Source organism: Rhizobium sp. rho-13.1 (genome assembly GCF_007000305.1).
Classification (GTDB): domain Bacteria; phylum Pseudomonadota; class Alphaproteobacteria; order Rhizobiales; family Rhizobiaceae; genus Rhizobium; species Rhizobium rhododendri.
Genome location: NZ_SCFL01000001.1, coordinates 467,651 through 488,509, shown reverse-complemented (window position 1 = coordinate 488,509; position 20,859 = coordinate 467,651). Strand labels below are relative to the sequence as shown.

Below are 20,859 nucleotides of genomic sequence, written 5' to 3'. Positions count from 1 at the left end.
GCAGCCGACCCTGGATGGATGGTGATATGAACATAGCGATGCCCGTGGTCGACGAAATCCAAGCCGACATCGAGGATGCCGCCGGCGCGCACCCGCTTTTCGCTGATGCGCCGCGCTCCGTATCCTTCAACAAGCTGCGCAAGCGCCTGTTGCGCCAAGTGCGCCAGGCATTTGACGATTTCGACATGCTGAAGGGTCAGAAGCGCTGGCTGGTTGGTGTCTCCGGTGGCAAGGATTCCTATGGCCTGCTGTCGCTGCTGCTCGACCTGAAATGGCGCGGGCTGCTGCCGGTAGACCTCATCGCCTGCAATCTCGACCAGGGGCAGCCGAATTTTCCCAAGCACGTGCTGCCGGAGTACCTGACGAAGGTCGGCGTGCCGCACCGGATCGAGTATCGGGACACATATTCCATCGTGAAGGAAAAAGTGCCGGCCGGGGGCACATACTGTTCGCTCTGCTCGCGGCTGCGTCGCGGCAATCTCTATCGCATCGCTCGCGAGGAGGGTTGCGAGGCGCTGGTGCTCGGGCATCACCGGGAAGACATCCTCGAGACCTTCTTCATGAACTTCTTTCATGGCGGTCGTCTGGCATCGATGCCGGCAAAGCTGCTCAACGACGAGGGCGACCTGATGGTGCTCCGTCCGCTTGCCTATGCCGCCGAGGACGACCTTGCGAAGTTCGCAGCCGCCATGCAGTTCCCGATCATTCCCTGCGATCTCTGCGGCTCGCAGGATGGCCTGCAGCGCAACGCCATGAAGGATATGCTCGCCGATATCGAACGCCGCATGCCCGGCCGCAAGGACACAATGCTACGCGCCCTGGCGCATGTGAACCCGTCGCATCTGCTCGATCCCGCCCTGTTCGATTTTTCCGGTCTTGCTGTCACAAAACCGTCGTGACATAGCGGTTATGCCGCAGCGCAGCATATTGTGAGGGATCGGGTTTTTATGGCCATTAACGAAAATGACATCGCTTTCCTGGTCGAACAGGTCCGGCAGGCTGGCGAAGCGGAAATCATGCCGCGTTTCCGCAATCTTCAGACCGCCGACATCGCCGAAAAGACATCGTCCATCGACCTCGTGACGCAGGCGGATCTGCTGTCCGAGGAGCGTATCACGAAAGCCCTGCGGCAGCGTTTCCCGCAAGCGCTCATCGTCGGCGAGGAGGCTTACGATACCGATCGCTCGGTGGTGCCTGCCCTGAACCGCGCGGAACTTGCCTTCGTCATAGATCCCGTCGACGGCACTTTCAACTTTGCGGCCGGCCTGCCGATGTTCGGCACCATCCTTGCCGTCGTCGCAAATGGCGAGACCGTGGCGGGCATTATCCATGATCCTGTTCTCGGCGACACCATCACTGCGGTTGCCGGCGGAGGCGCGCACCTGACGCGTAGCAACGGCAGTTCCCAGCGGCTGCGGGTCGCTGCGCCGAAACCCGTTTCTTCCATGACCGGTATCGTCGCCTGGGCGCATATGGGCGAGCCGGAACGTTCGCGAATTGCCAGCAACATGGCCAAGATCCGGATGAGCTTCTACTACAACTGCTCGGCCCATGAGTACTGGATGCTGTCGTCAGGCAAGATCGACTTCGTGGCCCATGAGAAGCTCAATCCCTGGGATCATCTGGCCGGGCTGCTGATCCACCGCGAGGCGGGTGGCTATAGCGCCCGCTTTGACGGCTCGGCCCATCCACCGGGCGAAATGACCGGCGGCATCATTGCCGCTGCCGACCGGGAGAGCTGGGAAGCGGTTCGCCGGGAGATCATCGGTCTCTGACATCAATCGAGGAACACTGCCATGACCGCGACCGTCGACATCACCGTTCTCGCCAACCTGCTGCGAAACGCGGCGCAGGCTGAAATCCTGCCGCGCTTCCGTCGTCTCGGTGCCGGCGATATCCGTATAAAGTCGGAAGCGACCGATCTGGTGACCGAGGCCGACGAGCAGGCCGAGCGGATGATCAAGGCCGAGGTCGAGAGGCTCTGGCCGGAGGCGGTGTTCATCGGCGAGGAATCGGTCGCGGCCGACCCGGATCTTCTCGGCAAGCTTGAGGGCGCGGATCTTGCGATCATCGTCGATCCGGTCGACGGCACATTCAACTTTGCCGCAGGCGTTCCTGCCTTCGGCGTCATGGCGTCGGTGGTCGTTCGAGGTGAAACCATCGCCGGGATCATATTCGATCCGATGGGCGACGACTGGGTGATGGCGGAAAAAGGTAGCGGCGCCTGGCTCCGCAGGCCAGGCGGCGAGGCGGAGCGCCTGTCCGTGGCAGCGCCGGTGCCACTGGAGCAGATGACCGGTTTTGCCTCGACGGGCTTCATCGACAAGAGCAAGCGCGCCGAGGTCATGGGTAATCTCGCTAAGGTGCGCTTTGCTTCCAACTATCGCTGCGCGGCGCATGAATACCGCACCTTTGCCGGCGGCCACGTGCATTACCTGATGTACAACAAGATCCTGCCCTGGGACCATCTGGCCGGCGTGCTGATCAGCGAGGAGGCGGGTGCCTATGCGGCGCGCTTCGATAGATCTCGCTACCTGCCCCACCACTCAGACGGCGGGCTGCTGATCACGCCGGACAAGGCATCCTGGGAGACGCTGCGCCGTGAGGTCTTCACGCTCTGAGGCTGGCGTTTCAGCCGTGCATGGCGCCGGGGTCGAGGACGGGATCGTCGCCGGGGTGGGAAAACAGCTTGCCATTTTCAGCCCATAGGACGGCCGCGATCGTCAGCGCGCCGAAGATTGCAAATCCTGCAAACAGCGGCCGCGTCGTGCTGTCGAACAGCTGGCCGACCGCGCCGCCGACCAGCGCGCCGCCGGTCGTCGAGACGAAGCCGGTGATCGAAGTGGCGGTGCCCGCAAGGTGGCCCATTGGCTCCAGGCAGATGGCGGTGAAATTGGTGGCGATGACGGCGAACATCACCAGCAGCGACGAAATCAGCAGATATGTGACGATGAAGCTCGGTGGCATCGCCAGCGCGAATACAAAACCGCAAGCGGCGATGATCGTGAACAGGATCATGGCCGCGTGGGAGATGCGCCGCATCCCGAAACGGCGGACGAAGAAGCCATTGGCGAAATTGGCGATCGCAATGCCGCCGGCGCTTGCGGCAAAGGCTAATGGCAACCAGTCGCCGAGACCGAAGACTTCACCGAACACCTGCTGCACCGACATCACATAGGCGCAGATGACACCAGTAAACAGCGTCATGCCGAGCATGTAGCCGCAGGTGATGCGGTTGGTGAGCACGGTGCGGAAGCCTGACAGCACGGAGCGCGTCGATAGCGGCAGCCGCTCCGTCAGGGGCAGGGATTCGTTCATCCGGAAAAACGCCCAGACCAGCAACACCGCGCCGGCGCTGCCGAGCAAAATGAAGATCCACGGCCAGGTCGCAACGGTGATGATCAGCTGGCCGAGGGCCGGGGCGACGATGGGGACGATCATGAAGACGATCATCACGAAGGACATGACCCGCGCCATCTCGCGTCCGCCGAAACAATCGCGGACCATTGCCATCGTGGTGATGCGGACGGCGGCGGCACCCACGCCTTGCGCGAAACGTAGCGCGAGGAGGACCGCGAAACTGTCGGTCCAGGCTGCGGCGAACATCGTGATGACGTAGAAGACAAGGCCGCCGAGAAGGATGTTGCGGCGCCCATAGGTGTCTGACAGGCTGCCGAAGACGAGCTGCGCCAGGCCGAAGCCGAAGAAGAACACGCCGATCACCAGCTGGGTGTCGTTGGCGGTGGGCACGCCGAGCGCTGCGCCGATCCTGGGTAGCGCCGGCAGCATGCTGTCGATCGCCAGAGACACGCTGGCGGTCATCAGGGCGATGGTGACGATGAACTCCACCAGTCCCAGACCGATGCGCTCCGATCCTCCCGGCGCCACGTCGTTCGATGTTATCGGCTGGGTCATGTGAGGCCTGTCAGTGGGCGAGGGAGGGATCGTTGACGACGGGTGCGTTGTGCGGCCGGAAAAGCTTGCCGCGCTCGGCATATAGGACGAAACCGAGAGCGATCAGCGACACCGTGAAGTAGCCCACCACCATCGGCGTCGCCGTTCCGTCGAAGGACTGGCCGATGGCCGCGCCGATCAGGGCGCCACCGACGGTGCTCATGAAGCCGAGCACGGACGAGGCGGTCCCGGCGACGTGACCGAGCGGCTCCATGGCCAGCGCGTTGAAGTTCGAGCCGATCAGGCCGAACTGGAACATCACCAGCGCGAAGAAGACGATGAACAGCGGAAATGGCATCGGCGACGCGAAGGACAGCTGTACGACCAGCCAAACGAAGGTAATGACGCTAAAGCCGATCAGCGAGGCGTGCGACAGGCGGCGCATACCGAAGCGCCCGACCAGTTGCGAGTTGGCAAAGGATGCAGACGCCATGAAAAGGGCGACACCCCCAAAGGCCAGTGGTGCGTAGACACCGAGCTTGTAGATGCCGACATAGATCTGCTGGGCGGAGTTGATAAAGCCGAACAGCGCCCCGAATATGAAGGTGCTGGCGAGCGTATAGCAGAGCGCGGTGCGGTTCGAGAGAACGATCGCAAAGCCGGCCAGGATCGATTTTACCGTGAAGGGGCGCACGTCCTCGGCATGCAGCGTGTCCGGCATGCGGAAGTAGACCCAGACCAGCACGCAGGACGCGATGGCGGCGATAAATACGAAGATCATGTGCCAGCTGGCAAAAAGCATAATGATCTGGCCAGATCCCGGCGCAATTACCGGCACGATCATGAATACCATCATGATCAGCGACATGACCTCGGCCATCTGCCTGCCGCCATAGATGTCGCGGACGATGGAAATGGTGATGACGCGCGTGGCGGCAGCTCCCAGCCCCTGGACGAAACGCAGTGCCAGCAGGCCGAAGAACGAGGGAATGAAGGCAATGCCGAGCGACGACAGGATGTAGATGACCACGCCGGCAATCAACGGCACGCGCCGTCCGAAGCGGTCCGAAAGCGGACCGTATACAAGCTGTGCGCCGCCAAAGCCCATGAGATAGGCCGAGACGATGTATTGCCGATGATTTTCATTTTCGACGCCGAGGCTGGCGCCGATCTGCTGCAGCGCCGGCAGCATGATGTCGATCGCAAGCGCGTTTAGAGCCATTAGCAGTGCAGCCAGCGCGATGAATTCGCGTTTGCCCATCGGCACGCGGCCAGCGGACATGGCTTCGGAGGAGTTTGCCACGGATTTCATTCCCATAGACGAGCTGAGGCGCTGCCTATGAGGCAGCGCCTAGCAGATGGACTGGACAATGGAAACCGGGCGGGTGCCCGGTGCCCGATCAGGCAACGCGGACGGGGACGCCGTGTTCCTGGAAATGCTGCTGGAGTTCGCCGGCCTGGAACATCTCGGTGATGATGTCGCAGCCGCCGATGAACTCACCCTTGACGTAGAGCTGGGGGATAGTCGGCCAGTTCGAATAGTCCTTGATGCCCTGACGGATTTCAGCGTCGGCAAGGACATTGACGCCCTTGTAGTCGACACCGATGTAATCAAGGATCTGCACGACTTTTCCGGAGAAGCCACACTGCGGAAACTGCGGTGTGCCCTTCATGAACAGAACGACGTCGCTGCTCTTCACTTCATTGTCGATCAATTCGTTGATGCCGCTCATCAGATTATCCTTTCACATGCGGGTTCAAGGCCCGCATCGTCGATTGTTCGTCTTACATAGCATGTGGTCGCTCAAATTCCAGCCGCAATAGTGCGGCATTGCCTTTTTTAGCGGCTGATGGGCGAGGCGGGGTTGGACCAAATGATACCTGCCGAAACATCGCGGCTATGAATATCGAGCGACTTCGTCTAGCAAACCACCTTGCCATGCAGTGTGTCTTTCCAGTCCTGCCGGGCCTCCTGATAACTTGTGTTCGTCGCGGCTCTCGCGACATTGATGGACGTCGATGACAAAGGTTCAGAAGCGGGTCGTCCTGCATTTTCCGGGTTTCGAGCCGCTCGACGCTGCGGCCCACAGGGCGCGTTACGCACGTTCGGCAAAGCAGAGCGCCGAGGTTTGGGGCTACGATGCCGCTATCGGCGATTTCAAGCGCACTGGCGCCACCTCGTATTTCGATGTTAGTGCCAGTGCCAGTGACTGGCAGACCAAAAGCCGCGTGCATATTTTCGATCACAATGATCTCGTATCGGGTCTCAACAGCCGCAACCTCCTCACCCGCCTCGGCTTCGGGTATCTCGCAGCGCTCCGCGTCGTCGTCGGCGGCGGAATGGGCGGCTACTTCCGCCATGCATGGCGCTTCGGATTGTTCTTCGTCTTTCCATTCCTGCTGGTGATGGCGGCATTTGCCGCAGGCATGCTGATAGCCGCTGTGCCCTATTATCTGGGGCTTGGTGCCTGGAGCCTGCTTTTCAGTATGCCGCTTGCTGCAGTGCTCTTTTGGTATGTGTTTCTACCTCGCAGAGACAGGCTGCATACGTTGCATCTGTTTTCGGACTGGGAGATGGCTGTGGCGATGGCGGGGCTGCGTGGCCTCGATGCGCAAGCCTGGCTGGAGCGCTGCGCCGTCGTGGTTCGCGAGGCACTGCGCGAGCCTGCCGATGAGTATGTGATCTCGTCGCACAGCATGGGCTCGACCGTGGCAGCCCATGTGATCGGCCTTCTGCTCGAGCGGGAGCCTGCGTTATTCGAAGGCAAGCGGGTAGTTTTCCTCACGCTTGGAAGCGCGATCCTGCAATGCGCTTTGTTCCGCTCGGCGAAGGTTCTGCGCGCGCGGGTAGGGCTGATTGCGGATTGTCCGGCGATCTCGTTGATCGAGGTCCATTGCCTGACCGACGCCATCCATTTCTACAAGACAAAGGTCGTGGCGCTTTGCGGTCATCCGGAAAAAAGGCAGGGGGATATTATCTTCGTGCGCTTCAAGACCATGCTGAGCGACGTCCACTACCGGAAGATCAAGCGCGATTTCCTGCGCGTTCACCGTCAATACGTGCTGGGGCCGGATCTGAAGGCGCCCTTCGATTTTACGCTGATGACGGCTGGCCCGCTGCCGGCGTCAGATTTCACGCAGTTCACCCAGAAGAAACTGCCGGTCCTCTAGGAACCGGCAATCCTTGTTACTCCGGTATGGACGTCTGCAGCGCCAGGGCGTGCAGTACGCCGCCCATGTTTCCCTGCAGGGCGTCATAGACCATCTTGTGCTGCTGCACGCGTGTCTTGCCGCGGAATGCCTCGGAGACCACCTCAGCCGCATAGTGATCGCCGTCGCCGGCAAGGTCGCGGATCGTTACTGTGGCGCCGGGAATGCCGGCCTTGATCATGTCTTCGATATCGCCGGGTTTCATGGCCATCGTCGTCTACTCCCCTTATTCGGCAGCGGCCAAGGCGCTGCCGTCCATGAAGGCAGGAAACCACGATTCATGGGCATGACGCAACCGGTCGACGGGAACCGACAGAAGCGTGTCGATCACCAGCGCATTGCCACCAACCTTGCCGAGACGACGGAAAGGCACGCCGGCATTTTCGGCATTGATGCAGACGAAGTCGGCGATCTCAGGCTTTACCGCGATGACGTAGCGGGCCTGGTCCTCGCCGAAAAGCAGCGCATGCGGCTGGCCGCGGCATTCACCGAGCGTGATCTCCATGCCCTTGTCCGAGGCCATCGCCATTTCTGCAAGCGTCAACACGAGGCCGCCGGAGGAAATGTCGTGGCAGGCGGTGACCTGATCGTTGCGGATGGCAGAGCGGACGAAATCGCCGTTGCGGCGTTCGGCAAACAGATCGACCTCGGGCGCGGGGCCGCTGGTGTCGCCGAGAATGTCGCGCATGTAGATCGTCGAGCCGAGATGGCTGCCATCGACGCCGATCATCAGGATGTGGTCGCCTTCAGAGGCGCCGCCGATGCGGGCCATCTTGCTCCAGTCAGGCAGCAAGCCAACGCCGGCAATGGTCGGGGTCGGCAGGATGGCGACGCCGTTGGTCTCGTTGTAGAGCGAGACGTTGCCGGAGACGATCGGGAAATCGAGGGCGCGGCAGGCTTCGCCGATGCCCCTGATGGCGCCGACCAGCTGGCCCATGATCTCCGGCTTTTCCGGATTGCCGAAATTGAGGTTGTCGGTCGAGGCCAGCGGCTCGGCACCCGTGGCCGTGATGTTGCGCCAGCATTCGGCAACGGCCTGCTTGCCGCCTTCGAACGGGTCGGCCTCGACATAGCGAGGCGTCACGTCGGAGGAGAAGGCCAGCGCCTTGGTCGGATGGCCGTCGACGCGCACGACGCCGGCGTCGCCACCGGGAAGCTGCAGGGAATTGCCCTGGATCAGCGTATCGTACTGCTCGTAGACCCAGCGGCGGCTCGACTGGTTGGCGGAGCCTACCAGCGACAGCAGCGCCTGGCCGTAGTCGTCCGGGGCTGCGACGAGATTGGCGGGCAGGGCGGCCCGCTTGTCCGACTCGCGCCATGGGCGGTCATATTCCGGTGCCTGGTCGCCGAGATCCTTGATCGGCAGGTTGGCCACTTCGTCGCCCTGATGCAGCACACGGAAGCGCAGGTCGTCCGTGGTCTTGCCGACGATGGCAAAGTCGAGGCCCCATTTGACGAAGATCGCCTTGGCTTCGTCTTCCTTTTCCGGCTGCAGCACCATGAGCATGCGCTCCTGGCTTTCCGACAGCATCATTTCATAGGCCGTCATGCGCTCCTCGCGCACCGGCACCAGGTCGAGATTGAGTTCGATGCCGAGGTCGCCCTTGGCGCCCATTTCGACGGCGGAGCAGGTGAGGCCGGCAGCGCCCATGTCCTGGATGGCGATGACGGCACCGGTCAGCATCAGCTCGAGGCAGGCTTCCAGCAGGCACTTTTCGGTAAAGGGGTCGCCAACCTGCACGGTCGGGCGTTTTTCCTCGATCTGCTCATCGAATTCCGCTGAGGCCATGGTCGCGCCGCCAACGCCGTCGCGGCCGGTCTTGGCACCGAGGTAGACGACGGGCAGGCCGACGCCCTTGGCTTCCGACAGGAAGATGGCATTCGACTTGGCAAGGCCGGCCGCAAAGGCGTTGACCAGGATGTTGCCATTGTAGCGTGCGTCGAATTCGACTTCTCCGCCGACCGTCGGAACACCGAAGGCATTTCCGTATCCGCCGACCCCGGCTACGACGCCGGAGACGAGATGGCGTGTCTTGGCGTGATCGGGGGAGCCGAAGCGCAGGGCATTCATCGCCGCAATCGGGCGGGCACCCATGGTGAAGACGTCGCGCAGGATGCCGCCGACGCCCGTCGCCGCGCCCTGGTAGGGCTCGATGTAGGACGGATGGTTGTGGCTCTCCATCTTGAAGACGACGCAGTCGCCGTCATCGATATCGACAACACCGGCATTTTCACCGGGCCCCTGAATGACGCGGGCGCCTGTCGTCGGCAGTGTACGCAGCCATTTCTTCGAGGACTTGTAGGAGCAGTGCTCGTTCCACATCGCCGAAAAGATGCCGAGCTCGGTGTAGCTGGGTTCCCGACCGATCAGATCCAGAATGCGCTGATATTCATCCGGCTTGAGGCCGTGGGCGGCGATGAGTTCTGGGGTAATCTGAATGGTATTGGAAAGAGTCATGAGCGCTGGAGAGTCCTGACCTGAAGGGGATTTAAGGTCTCTTTAGCGCATGTGGTCTGATCGTGCGATAGGAAAATGGCCACTCAACGCGGCCATCACACAGGAAAGCGCAAGGTCGCTATCAGAACTTGTAGCCGACCAGCAGCCCGGCGCGGGTCATGCCGGCATTAGGGCCATTGCAGAGATCGGCGTGCGAGGAGTGTGCAACCTGCGCCATCAGGCTCCAGTGGCTGTCGAAATTATAGCCTGCGCCGAGATATTCATGAAACAGTAGATGACAGCCGAGCTTGGGGCCATCGTTCTCGGCCGTCAGGTTGCCGTTGTGAATGACACCGCCGAAGCCGGCTTCCGTAAAAATGCCGCTCGAATAGGTCATCGTCCAGGTCAGGCCGCTGTAGAGCTGGTCAGCCGATCCGCCGGTGCCGATGGATGTGCCGATATGGATGCGGGGGTGGGTGATCTGGTCCTTCCAGTCGCCGGCCGGATTGTACCCGAACGGATTGAAGAGCACCTGGACATCCGGAAAGACGCCGTTTTCGTGATCGTGTCCGGTCTGGATCGAAGCGCTTGCGCCGAAGCGCAGTTCGTCGAAGATCCTGGTAGTATCGGCAGGGGCCTGGCTCATGTCCGCTGCAGTGACGGAGGACCCGGAAGCGACGGACGCTAACGCCGCACTGATGAAGGCCAGGCGACGTAAGGTACCATTCAGGCGCATCAGAACCTCCAACAACCACGTGCACGAATCGGTGCAGCAACCAATTCGTAGCACCGGCTCATGTTGCGTAAAGCAGTCGCGGTAGGGCGTTCACGCTTTCCGGGAGGCTGACACCAAAATGCCACAGTTGCTTTAGCTATCGCTATCGTAACCCGCAGAGCCGTTTTCGAGTAGCCGGCGCAAGGTCATGAAGGCCGATTGCACGACGCTGCGGTCCTGGGGAGATGAAAAGGCAATGCGAACCCGGTGATAGACTTTTTCCGTCCGGGCTGCCTTGAACTCGTCCTCGTCGTCGATCAGCACGCCTTCCGCCAGCGCCGCGTTCTTGAACGTTCCCGACAGCCACGGCTCCGGCAGTTTCAACCACAGGAATGGAATATGCGGCTCGGATGAGAATTCGAAGCCGGCAAAGGCTTCCCGCGCCATCGCCTCGCGCGTCGCTATCTCTGCCACCGTGCGGGTTCGAAGCGACAGGGCGTGACCGCTGTGGACGAGACGCGCGCCAGTCTCTGCAAGGATGAACGGCAGTCCTCCGGTCGACATCTTGTGCGTCACCTTCACGCGCTGGGCAAAGTGTGGCGGGCAGGCGACCCAGCCGCCGCGCACGCCCGCCGTCACCGACTTCGACAGTCCACTGACCAGGAATGTGCGTTCCGGCGCAATGCTTGCCATCAGCGGCGTCTGGTCTCCGGTCATCCCGCCATAGATGTCGTCCTCGATCAGCCAGACGCTGTGCCGTCGGGCAATTGCGGCGATGGCACGGCGGCGTGCTTCCGGCATCGTCGTCAGCGTCGGGTTATGGGCGGTTGGCATCAGGAAGGCGAGGCGTGGATGCTGTTGCTGGCAGAGGCGCTCGAAATCATCAGGAATGATGCCCTGCTCATCAGATTCTACGAGGATCGCGCGGCGCCCGAGCAGCCGGGTGGCGCGGCTGACCTGAGTATAGGTGAGGTTCTCGAAGACGATCTTGTCCCCCGGCGAAGTGACTGCCGCAATGACCGCGATTGCTGCGGCATGGGCGCCAAGCGTCGGAACGACATTTTCGACCGCCGGCCGCCAGTCGTTTCGAGAAAGCCAGGCTTGCCCGGCAACCGACCAACTGGCGGGGAACGTGCGGGAGTATGACGAGATCTCCATGCTCTTTTCGCGGCTGATATCGGCAAACAGGCGGCCGATGATCTCGCCCTGTCCGATATCGGGAGCTGCCGTCGTATCCAAGCGAACCGTGGCCAATGGCGCCTCCATGCCGCGCGTGCCGGACAGGGCCTGCGTGATGGGATCCATCTGGGTGATCGGCTTGCTGTGCTCGCGGTCAAGCACGTATGTGCCGCGCCCGACCTCGCCGGCAACCAATCCTCGTTCGTGCACTAGGGCGTAGGCGCGACTGATGGTGCCGATGGTCACGCCGATGTCGAAGGCCAGATTGCGTTGCGGCGGCAGCTTTGCGCCCGGCGGCAATATGCCGTGGCTGATCGCGGTTTCAATGCTGTCGGCGACCCGCACGTAAACCGGACCCGTACCACTGGAAATGTCTGGAAGCCAATTTGTCATGGTGACAATCGTGCCATTGTACCCGTTCAAAGTCAAGATTACGACCGGCGTCTGGGCGAAAATGCAAACGGCAGATTTTTCTCGACAGTAAGGTGGATGCGATGGGTACAATCGATACAATTAGGGAAGCGCGGGGTGCAATCTATAGCGACGCACCGCAGCGGCGTCTTCGTCCCACGGCTTTTGCTGCCGGCATCATAGAGCGGATGGCGGTGTGGTCCGAAAAGAAGCGTAGCCGCCGGGCGCTGCGTGCGCTTTCCATGGATCAGTTGCGCGACATAGGCCTCACTCCCGCAGAGGTCCGGCGGGAGGTCGCGAAGTCATTTTTCTGGGAGTAGCCGGCTTCTGATTTTTAGCAGCCCTTGGTGCCGCCGGCCCAGCGGTTGATGTCTGAGGTGATGCGAGCCGAGTTTGGACCGTTCATCAGCGGTCCGAAGGCAGCAAGCTTCGCCGGGTTGCCTTCTGCCTGGACGACGAGCAAGGGGCGGCCGGTCGGCTGGCTGCGCTCAACAACGAGGAAACGCGGCCGACCGGTGAAGGAATTCAGCTCCGGGGCCATCGTGTAGCGCGCGAAGGCGGGGTCGGATGACTTGAACCAGCAGCCGTGGGCGGCAACCGCAACACGCTCCATCGTCGACAGCGCTGTGCGGGGCTGGGTCAGCGTGACCTCAGGGGCGCGCTTGGATTGGCATGAAGCGGCAAAGACTGCCAAGGCGGAGAGGGCGGCGGCTGTCAGAATTCCGTTGGTAGAAATGCGCATCAATCTGTCTTTCAATCTGTCGGGCCGAACTCGCGTCGCCAATTCACGAGCCAATAAGCTGCCTTTGCGGCGCATTCAGGGAGAACGCGCCGGTCAATGGCAGAATGTCAGGAATGTCTCAGGCCGCGACAATGTCGAGTGCGGAGGCGAATAGGCCACGCCCGTCCGAGCCGCCATGAGCGGCCTCGATCAGGTTTTCCGGGTGCGGCATCATGCCCAGCACATTGCCCTTGGCGTTGATGATGCCGGCAATATGGTTCATCGAGCCGTTGGGATTGCCGTCTTCGAGGTAGCGGAAAACAACCTGGCCGTTGCCCTCGATGGAAGCCAGCGTTTCGGCATCCGCGAAGTAATTGCCGTCATGATGGGCGATCGGACAACGGATCACCTGGCCCTTTTCATAGGCGCGCGTGAAGTCTGTGTCCGCATTGACGACTTCGAGCTTGATTTCCTTGCAGACGAACTTCAGCGAGGCGTTGCGCATTAGCGCGCCGGGCAGCATGCCGGCCTCGACGAGGATCTGGAAACCGTTGCAGACGCCGAGAACCTTGACGCCCTGTTCGGCCTTTTCCTTGATTGCCCGCATGACTGGCATGCGCGCTGCAATGGCGCCGCAGCGAAGGTAGTCGCCGTAGGAAAAGCCACCGGGAATGACGATGAGGTCGACATCCGGGATTTCCGTCTCCGTCTGCCAGACGGTGATTGGCGCAACGCCGGAGATTTTTGTCAAGGCAGCGATCATATCACGATCGCGGTTTAGGCCTGGAAGCTGAACGACTGCTGATTTCATGGGTGCGGTTCAAACCTAGCTTGTGCTTCTGCAAGTTCACGAAGTTCGAGGCGATTTTCGATGCGCTCGAGACGAATGTCTATGTGACCAACGGTATTACGCAGATTATTGAAGTCGCCCTGCAACAAGTGGAACTGTCCGCGCAAGCTGGACATCTCCTGTCGCAGGTCACGCTGGCCCTCCTTGAGGCCTGCAACGTCCCCCTGGATTCGCTTCATCAGCTCGTACATCAGTTCCTGCGTTGCCTCAGTCATTGGACCTTGTCCACAACCCTCAGTCGAGAGCTATAGTATAGTTCTCGATGACCGTGTTTGCGAGGAGTTTTTCACACATGGACTTGAGGTCAGCCTCGGCGCGGACCTTGTCGGTACCGTCGAGGACGACGTCGAAAACCTTGCCCTGACGGACATGGTCCACGCCTTCGAAACCGAGAGCGCCGAGCGCGCCTTCGATTGCCTTGCCCTGGGGGTCGAGAACGCCGTTCTTCAGCGTGACGGTGACGCGAGCCTTGATCACTGGTGTCTTCCTGCCTTTTTACTTGACGAGAACCGGTCCCGTGCCGCGCACGGGCTCATTTTCATTGATGATGCCGAGACGACGGGCGACCTCGGAATAGGCTTCCAGCAGTCCGCCCATATCGCGGCGAAAGCGGTCCTTGTCCATCTTCTCATGGGTTTCGACGTCCCAGAGACGGCAGGAATCCGGCGAGATCTCATCGGCGAGGATGATGCGCATCATGTCGCCTTCGAATAGGCGGCCGCATTCGATCTTGAAGTCGACGAGCTGGATGCCGACGCCGAGAAACAGGCCCGTCATGAAATCGTTGACGCGGATGGCCAACGCCATGATGTCGTCGAGTTCGGCCGGGTTGGCCCAGCCGAAGGCCGTGATGTGCTCTTCCGACACCATGGGGTCGTTGAGGGCATCGGACTTATAATAGAATTCGATGATCGAGCGCGGCAGGACGACACCTTCCTCGATGCCGAGACGCGTTGCCAGCGATCCGGCGGCAACGTTGCGCACGACGATCTCCAGCGGGATCATCTCGACTTCCTTGATCAGCTGCTCGCGCATGTTGAGGCGGCGGATGAAATGGGTCGGGATGCCGATCTTGTTCAGATGGTTGAAGATGTACTCGCAGATGCGGTTGTTGAGTACACCCTTGCCGTCGATGACTTCATGCTTTTTCTTGTTGAAGGCGGTCGCGTCATCCTTGAAGAACTGGATCAGCGTGCCAGGCTCGGGTCCTTCATAAAGGATCTTTGCCTTGCCTTCGTAGATACGGCGGCGACGGTTCATCTTGTAATTCTCTGTCGTTGGCGCCCTTGGGATGGCGCGTAGGGATCAATCTCTGGGCGTCCCCATAAAGGAAAAGAAGCAAATTCACAATGCGCCTGCCTCTCCTTCCTCCGAATCCGCCCTCGGCTGTCAAAGTCGCGGGAATCGTAATGTATCACCGGGATGACAAACTTTACGACGAATATTCAGACGGCGCGAAAGGTCGCAAGACCGTCGCTGCGGGCGGCCTCTAGGCGTTCTCAGGCGGCCTGGACGTTGCGGTCGGGGCGCCAGCACTCGCTGCGGATGAAGGCGGGAATTTCCGCAGCCGGCATCGGGCGCGCGAGCGCATAGCCCTGCAGACTGTCGCAGCCGAGTTCGGCAAGGATCCGGGCATGCTCCATAGTCTCGACGCCCTCTGCGGTGACGCCGATCTTCTGCGAACGACCGATCTCGATGATCGACCCGACGAGCCGCCGTTGCTCCGCCGATGCCACCAGGGGCTTGATGAGTTCGCGGTCGATCTTGAGGGTCTTGGGGCTCAAGCGGAGGAGGCCGACAATGGAGGCATGGCCTGTGCCGAAATCGTCGATTTCGATGTCAATGCCGAATCGCCTCAGACGCTTCAGGTTGGCAAGGGATGTCTCGCCATACTGGTCGAGGGAAATCGATTCGAGCAGCTCGAAGGACACCGTACCGGGCTTGATCTTCAGCGCGCGCAACGCCTTGCCGAGATTGGGGTCAGCCAGCCGGCGGGCGGAGACATTGACCGAGATTTTCGGGATATCGATCCCGGCGTCGCGCCATGACTGCTGGTCCGCGAGGGCTTTTTCCAAGACGAGACGGTCGAGCACGGCGACGACGTCGAGGTCATCGGCCGTCGACATGAAGCGGTCGGGAGACAGGATGCCATGCTCGGGATGTTGCCAACGCACCAGCGTCTCGACGCCGATGACGTTCAGCGTGGATGCAGAGAACTGCGGCTGGTAAAACGGTATGAATTCATGGCGCTCTATGCCGAGGAGGATTTCATCCGATAGGCGCTTGGTGGTGACGATATGCTGGCGGGCATCCAGCGAAAAGAACTCGTGCCTGTTTCGACCGCTGCCCTTGGCGCGGTAAAGCGCGATATCGGCATTCAGCAGCAGTTGCTTGGCATCGAGGTCGTCGCCGCTGTCGAAGGCGATGCCGATGCTGGCGCCGAACCGGATATCGTGGCCTTCGTAGCGAACCGGCTTGTGCAGTTCGCGAATAACCTGTTCGGCGAGGCCGGAAATCTTCCTTGAATATGCCTTCCGGGTGCAGACGATAACGAATTCGTCGCCGCCGATCCGCGCGACGAAATCACCGGCGGCGACGCCATCGCGCAGCACGGAGGCGGCATGCTTGAGCATCATGTCACCGGCGCGGTGACCCAGCGTATCATTGATCTGCTTGAAGCGATCGAGGTCGACATGGAGGACCACGAGGACCGTGCCATCAGCGCGGCACTCTTCGGCTCGTGCCGAGAGCATACGATCGAGATAGCGGCGATTGGGAAGCCCGGTCAGGTGGTCGTGGAGAGCGATGTGCTCGATTTTCTCCTTGGCCAGTTCAAGTTCGATGTTACGGGCTTCTGCGAGTTCCTTGGCGCGGTTAAGCTCGTCCCGGAGCCCGACCTCGGTCGTCACATCCCAGTTGGCGCCGATCATCCTGTTGGTGCCGCTGCCGTCCACAAATGTTGTCGAGCGCCCGCGGATGACACGGACCGTACCATCGGGCCGGACGATCCGATATTCCTGCTCGAAAGCCTCGCGGGCGGCTAGATGGTCCTGGAGATGCCTCTCGATTCTCTCCCGATCATCGGGATGGATGGTTTCGATCCATGCGTCGAGCCGCTTGAGGCTCGGCGTATGTTGCAGGCCGTAGATGACGAGCAGGCGATGGTCCCACTCGACAACCCCTGTATCCAAATTAGCCTCAAAGACACCGATGCCGGAGACATCGAGCGCCAGATCGAGCCGTCTCGACGTGTGTGTCAGCAACTCCTCGGCAGCCTTGCGGGCGGTGATGTCGATATCGGTACCGATAATTCGGGTGGGAGTGCCGTGCTCGTCCCATTCGACGCCGGCGCCGCGGCATTCCATCCAGATCCAGTGGCCGTCCTTGTGACGCTCCCGGTAGCAAAAGGTGCCGCTCACGGCCTTGCCTGAATTTTGCAGCTCGATGGACTTCAACACATAGTCGCGATCGTCCGGGTGAACGGACAGGATCCAGTTTTCAAGTGCAGCGTCGACTTCCTCCTCCGACGTGTAGCCGCGCATTTTTCGCCAGGTCTCGGAATAGCTCAACCGTCCCTTGACGAAGTCGTGATCCCAGACCCCGAGCCCCGAGCCTGTCAGTGCCGAGTTCCAGCGACTTTCCTTTTCGCCGAGGTCTTCGATGAGGCGTTTTTCACGGTCGATATCGGCCAGCTGGATGAGGATGCAATTTTCCGGTGTCGCAAGCTTCGTGAAGGACGCCGAAACCCAGATTGGACGATCCGAGTTGCCCCGCAGCCGCATCGAGACGGCTTCGACGCTGGGCTCGCTTGAAAGCCCGTTCAACTGCCTGCGAAGAAGGGGAAGGTCGTCGGGTAGAGTAAGTTCATCCACCGTCTTATGCCCGGTGGGAGTACCAAACTGCGCACAGAATGCTGCGTTGGCGTAGACCATGCAATGGTCGGCCAGCGAGACGGCAAGGGTTGCTACGGGAACGCGATGGAGAACATCGAAGACGCCCGCCGTCACGCCGTCGAAACGCGTCTCATCGTTTGAAAACCAAGTCAAAGGAGCACCCACAGACACTGCCAATACTGTGGGTGCATTTGATTAATTTGAGATAAACAACATAAGCGGAAAAGCTAATGTAACTTTGCCCTCAAACAGTCAGGGGAGTTTTTATGGTTTCAGTTTGCTGAGAAACTGCGCAAAGACCATCGTGCCCTCGGGCCAGGGACCATGGCCGGAATCGGCGTTGACGTGGCCGGCCTCGCCAGCGTCGATCAAGGTAGACCCCCAGCTCTTGGCAATCTCCTCGGCGTGCTCATAGGTGCCGAAAGGATCGTTGCGGCTGGCGATGGTCATCGATGGAAAGGGCAGTGTATCGCGCGGATAGGGGCCGAAGGTCATCAGGTGCTTCGGGCGGATTTCCGGGTTGGTAACGTCTGGTGGGGCCACGAAGAAGGCGCCGGCAATAGGCTTCTTGAAATGCGGGATGGCATGCAGCACCGAGGGCACGCCCAGCGAATGGGCGATCAGAACCACGGGCTTGGTCGAGGCATTTACCTCTTCGGCGATGCGGGCTGCCCAGTCGTCTCGCACCGGCTTCGACCACTCCGCCTGCTCGACGCGCCGCGCCGTGCTGAGCTTCTGCTCCCAGCGCGTCTGCCAATGGTCAGGACCGGAGTTGGTATAGCCGGGGACGATGAGGATATCTGCTTCGGATACTTTCATGCTTCTGCCATCTGTGAGCTGAACACGCCGGTGCCGGGATGAAGGCGGAGCCAGACGCTGCCGCCTTAGGATCGTCAGCCGAAAACGCGGCGGAAGATTGTGTCGACATGCTTGGTGTGGTAGCCGAGGTCGAATTTCTCGCGCAATTCTTCTTCGGAAAGCGCGGCGCGGACTTCGGGGTCGGCAAGCAGTTCTTCGAGGAAGTCCTTGCCCTGTTCCCAGACCTTCATGGCATTGCGCTGGACGAGGCGATAGGAATCCTCGCGCGAAACGCCGGCCTGGGTGAGGGCGAGCAGCACGCGCTGGCTCATGACCAGGCCCTTGAACTTGTTCATGTTGCGAAGCATGTTCTCGGGATAGATGACCAGCTTTTCGATGACGCCGGCAAGCCGGTTGAGTGCAAAGTCGAGCGTGATGGTGCTGTCTGGACCAATCGCGCGCTCTACGCTCGAATGGCTGATATCGCGCTCGTGCCAGAGGGCAACGTTTTCCATGGCGGGGATAACCGCCATGCGCACCAGCCGGGCGAGGCCCGTCAGGTTTTCGGTCAGCACCGGGTTGCGCTTGTGCGGCATCGCCGACGAGCCTTTCTGGCCGGGCGAGAAGAATTCCTCCGCCTCCAGGACCTCAGTGCGCTGCATGTGGCGGATTTCGATGGCGACGTTTTCGATCGAGGAGGCGATCACGCCCAGCGTGGCGAAATACATGGCATGGCGGTCGCGCGGGATGACCTGTGTGGACACCGGCTCGGCAGCAAGACCGAGCTTCTCGCAGACATATTCCTCGACTGACGGATCGATGTTGGCAAAGGTGCCGACGGCGCCGGAGATAGCGCCGGTTGCGATCTCTGTGCGGGCGGCGACGAGGCGGGCGCGGTTGCGGACCATCTCGGCGTAGAAGCGGGCAAAGGTCAGGCCCATGGTGGTCGGCTCGGCGTGGATGCCGTGGCTGCGACCGATACGGACCGTGTCCTTATGCTCGAAGGCGCGGGTCTTCAGCGCCGCGAGCAGGCGGTCGAGATCGGCCAGCAGCAGGTCGCTGGCGCGCACAAGCTGGATGTTGAAGGTGGTGTCGAGGACGTCGGAGGATGTCATGCCCTGGTGGACGAAGCGGGCATCCGGGCCGACGATTTCCGACAGATGCGTCAGGAAGGCGATGACGTCGTGCTTGGTGACGGCTTCGATCTCGTCGATACGGTCGACGTCGAAGGTTGCCTTGCCGCCTTTTTCCCAGATCGTCTCGGCCGCGGACTTCGGTATGACACCGAGGCTTGCCAGCGCATCGCAGGCATGGGCCTCGATCTCGAACCAGATGCGGAACTTCGTTTCGGGCGACCAGATGGCGACCATGTCCGGTCGGGAGTAGCGAGGGATCATAAGCTCTCAGCTTTCTTCAACAGCAGGAATTTCAAGGCTTGCCGCCCCTTTAGCAAAGACGGATGACAATCTCAACGCTTGGCGGGCGCTCATCGCAGGCGTCGCGCCAGATAGTAGCTTGCCGTCGGCAGCCAGATGAGCCCGAGCGGCAGAAACAGGCGGCTGCCGAGCACACCGAACTGATAGACCGCACTGGCACCGGTGAAGACGAACTGGAACATCCAGATGAGCGATCCGGCCGGTGCATGCCAGCGCGAATAGAAGACGCGGTAGTCGAGCGCGAAGAGAAAAGCCGTCATCGACATGGTTGCGAGCGCCAGGCAAAGCAGGCAGGCAGCAAAGCGTGTCTCCACCGGTTTGCCGCCCGATAACCAGCCAGCCGCCGTTACAGCAAGAGGCCAGGCGAGGGCGCCGCCGAGGAAATAGACGATCAGCAGGCTGTCGAGCCGGTCCGTCTGCAGGCCGTTGTGCCGGTAGAGCGCCAGTGCCGCGGAAAGCGTCATCAGGGCGCCCCAGGCAACAGCGCCTGTCAGATGCAGCGGTACGGTCGTTGTCCGCGCCGCCTTGTCGATCAGCGACGGCTCACGCCGCGCCAACGCGGCCCTGCTCAGCAGCGGCACGCAGATCGCCGACCGTCTTGCGATAGGCTTCAGCCGAGCCGCCCTTGAAGATTGCCGACCCTGCGACCAGCACATTCGCACCGGCTGCGGTGATCATCGATGCGGTTTCCACGGTCACGCCACCATCGACCTCGAGCTCGATCGGTCGGTCGCCGATCATCTGCCGGGCCTTGAGGATCTTGTCGGCCATTGCGGGGATGAACTTCTGCCCGCCAAAGCCTGGGTTGACCGACATGATGAGGATCAGGTCGACATCGTCGAGCACGTTTTCCAGCACAGACAATGGGGTCGCCGGATTGAGTGTGACGCCGGCCTTCTTGCCGAGATTGCGGATGGTCTGCAGCGAGCGATGCAGATGCGGGCCAGCCTCGGCATGCACGGTGATGCGGTCGCAACCGGCCTTGGCAAAGGCTTCCAGGTAGAAATCGACGGGCTCGATCATCAGATGGCAGTCGAAAGTGGCATCGGTAAAACTGCGCAGGGACTTGATGACATCGGCGCCGAACGAAATGTTGGGCACGAAGTGTCCGTCCATGATGTCGAGGTGGATCCAGTCGGCGCCTGCCGCGGTCACGTCACGGACTTCCTGGCCCAGCTTGGAGAAGTCGGCGGCGAGAATGGAAGGGGCAATTCGGATCGGCAACGGCATGGTCGGGGAAACTCCAAAGTCATCTGACGCTTGATTATCACCGGATGGGAGGAACGGCAACGACGCGCCGCCAGCACTCCACCCG

Annotated in this window: 22 protein-coding genes; 5 read left to right on the top strand and 17 right to left on the bottom strand. The window is 61.0% G+C overall.

Translation table 11 applies throughout. The features are described 5' to 3' along the window. Positions 1–26 precede the first annotated feature (26 nt). The 3 genes from ttcA to EQW76_RS02620 are packed head-to-tail and all read left to right on the top strand — an operon-like array spanning position 27 to position 2,621. Positions 27–899, top strand: a complete 873-nt coding sequence (gene ttcA, locus EQW76_RS02630) for a tRNA 2-thiocytidine(32) synthetase TtcA (RefSeq protein WP_142822845.1) — start codon at positions 27–29, stop codon at positions 897–899. A 48-nt stretch (positions 900–947) separates the two neighbouring features. Beyond that, positions 948–1,775 carry an inositol monophosphatase gene (locus EQW76_RS02625; RefSeq protein ID WP_142822843.1) on the top strand — a complete coding sequence of 276 codons (828 nt, stop codon included), beginning with the start codon at positions 948–950 and terminating at the stop codon, positions 1,773–1,775. Between the two features lie 21 nt (positions 1,776–1,796). Continuing rightward, positions 1,797–2,621 carry an inositol monophosphatase family protein gene (locus tag EQW76_RS02620; RefSeq protein ID WP_142822842.1) on the top strand — a complete coding sequence of 275 codons (825 nt, stop codon included), beginning with the start codon at positions 1,797–1,799 and terminating at the stop codon, positions 2,619–2,621. 10 nt (positions 2,622–2,631) lie between these two features. Here the strand turns inward: EQW76_RS02620 and EQW76_RS02615 are convergent, their stop codons facing one another. From EQW76_RS02615 to grxD, 3 genes are all read right to left on the bottom strand, one after another. Further along, entirely contained in the window at positions 2,632–3,915 is a 1,284-nt protein-coding gene (locus EQW76_RS02615; RefSeq protein ID WP_142822840.1) for a multidrug effflux MFS transporter, read from the bottom strand. A gap of 10 nt (positions 3,916–3,925) precedes the next feature. Further along, positions 3,926–5,155 (bottom strand): multidrug effflux MFS transporter, encoded by a 1,230-nt coding sequence (locus EQW76_RS02610; protein ID WP_142823588.1) that lies wholly within the window; start codon positions 5,153–5,155, stop codon positions 3,926–3,928. Between the two features lie 139 nt (positions 5,156–5,294). Beyond that, positions 5,295–5,627 carry a Grx4 family monothiol glutaredoxin gene (gene grxD / locus EQW76_RS02605; protein ID WP_142822838.1) on the bottom strand — a complete coding sequence of 111 codons (333 nt, stop codon included), beginning with the start codon at positions 5,625–5,627 and terminating at the stop codon, positions 5,295–5,297. A gap of 286 nt (positions 5,628–5,913) precedes the next feature. Between grxD and EQW76_RS02600 the strand changes: the two genes are divergently transcribed. Next, a complete protein-coding gene (locus tag EQW76_RS02600) occupies positions 5,914–7,065 on the top strand; it encodes a hypothetical protein (protein ID WP_142822837.1) in 1,152 nt (383 codons plus the stop codon). Between the two features lie 16 nt (positions 7,066–7,081). On the opposite strand, the gene EQW76_RS02595 is transcribed toward EQW76_RS02600, so the two are convergent. From EQW76_RS02595 to EQW76_RS02580, 4 genes are all read right to left on the bottom strand, one after another. Next, positions 7,082–7,315, bottom strand: coding sequence for a BolA family transcriptional regulator (locus EQW76_RS02595; RefSeq protein WP_142822835.1), 234 nt, complete (start codon positions 7,313–7,315; stop codon positions 7,082–7,084). A gap of 15 nt (positions 7,316–7,330) precedes the next feature. Then, on the bottom strand, positions 7,331–9,562 hold the full coding sequence (gene purL / locus EQW76_RS02590; RefSeq protein WP_142822834.1) for a phosphoribosylformylglycinamidine synthase subunit PurL: 2,232 nt from the start codon (positions 9,560–9,562) through the stop codon (positions 7,331–7,333). 121 nt (positions 9,563–9,683) lie between these two features. Beyond that, positions 9,684–10,187: an acyloxyacyl hydrolase gene (locus EQW76_RS02585; RefSeq protein ID WP_224127796.1), complete on the bottom strand. Its 504-nt coding sequence runs from the start codon at positions 10,185–10,187 to the stop codon at positions 9,684–9,686. A 222-nt stretch (positions 10,188–10,409) separates the two neighbouring features. After that, entirely contained in the window at positions 10,410–11,828 is a 1,419-nt protein-coding gene (locus EQW76_RS02580) for a PLP-dependent aminotransferase family protein (protein WP_142822830.1), read from the bottom strand. Positions 11,829–11,929: 101 nt separating this feature from the next. On the opposite strand from EQW76_RS02580, the gene EQW76_RS02575 reads away from it, so the two are divergent. Then, positions 11,930–12,166: a DUF1127 domain-containing protein gene (locus tag EQW76_RS02575; RefSeq protein WP_142822828.1), complete on the top strand. Its 237-nt coding sequence runs from the start codon at positions 11,930–11,932 to the stop codon at positions 12,164–12,166. A gap of 14 nt (positions 12,167–12,180) precedes the next feature. Here the strand turns inward: EQW76_RS02575 and EQW76_RS02570 are convergent, their stop codons facing one another. From EQW76_RS02570 to rpe, 10 genes are all read right to left on the bottom strand, one after another. Then, positions 12,181–12,588, bottom strand: coding sequence for a hypothetical protein (locus tag EQW76_RS02570; protein ID WP_142822827.1), 408 nt, complete (start codon positions 12,586–12,588; stop codon positions 12,181–12,183). Between the two features lie 118 nt (positions 12,589–12,706). Continuing rightward, positions 12,707–13,378 (bottom strand): phosphoribosylformylglycinamidine synthase subunit PurQ, encoded by a 672-nt coding sequence (purQ, locus tag EQW76_RS02565; protein WP_142822825.1) that lies wholly within the window; start codon positions 13,376–13,378, stop codon positions 12,707–12,709. After that, on the bottom strand, positions 13,375–13,632 hold the full coding sequence (locus tag EQW76_RS02560; protein WP_142822823.1) for a hypothetical protein: 258 nt from the start codon (positions 13,630–13,632) through the stop codon (positions 13,375–13,377). Before EQW76_RS02560 ends, purQ begins: the two co-directional genes overlap by 4 nt. A 19-nt stretch (positions 13,633–13,651) precedes the next feature. Further along, positions 13,652–13,894 (bottom strand): phosphoribosylformylglycinamidine synthase subunit PurS, encoded by a 243-nt coding sequence (purS, locus tag EQW76_RS02555; protein ID WP_142822821.1) that lies wholly within the window; start codon positions 13,892–13,894, stop codon positions 13,652–13,654. An 18-nt stretch (positions 13,895–13,912) separates the two neighbouring features. After that, a complete protein-coding gene (gene purC / locus EQW76_RS02550) occupies positions 13,913–14,677 on the bottom strand; it encodes a phosphoribosylaminoimidazolesuccinocarboxamide synthase (protein WP_111221888.1) in 765 nt (254 codons plus the stop codon). 239 nt (positions 14,678–14,916) lie between these two features. Continuing rightward, positions 14,917–17,463 carry a bifunctional diguanylate cyclase/phosphodiesterase gene (locus tag EQW76_RS02545; protein WP_142822819.1) on the bottom strand — a complete coding sequence of 849 codons (2,547 nt, stop codon included), beginning with the start codon at positions 17,461–17,463 and terminating at the stop codon, positions 14,917–14,919. Positions 17,464–17,574: 111 nt separating this feature from the next. After that, positions 17,575–18,129: an alpha/beta hydrolase gene (locus EQW76_RS02540; RefSeq protein ID WP_142822818.1), complete on the bottom strand. Its 555-nt coding sequence runs from the start codon at positions 18,127–18,129 to the stop codon at positions 17,575–17,577. Positions 18,130–18,203: 74 nt separating this feature from the next. Then, a complete protein-coding gene (purB, locus tag EQW76_RS02535; RefSeq protein WP_142822816.1) occupies positions 18,204–19,505 on the bottom strand; it encodes an adenylosuccinate lyase in 1,302 nt (433 codons plus the stop codon). Positions 19,506–19,594: 89 nt separating this feature from the next. Beyond that, positions 19,595–20,080: a hypothetical protein gene (locus EQW76_RS02530; protein ID WP_142823587.1), complete on the bottom strand. Its 486-nt coding sequence runs from the start codon at positions 20,078–20,080 to the stop codon at positions 19,595–19,597. Between the two features lie 7 nt (positions 20,081–20,087). Continuing rightward, the gene (rpe, locus tag EQW76_RS02525) at positions 20,088–20,774 is read right to left on the bottom strand and encodes a ribulose-phosphate 3-epimerase (RefSeq protein WP_142822815.1); all 687 of its coding nucleotides are present in this window, start codon (positions 20,772–20,774) and stop codon (positions 20,088–20,090) included. Positions 20,775–20,859: the final 85 nt, after the last annotated feature.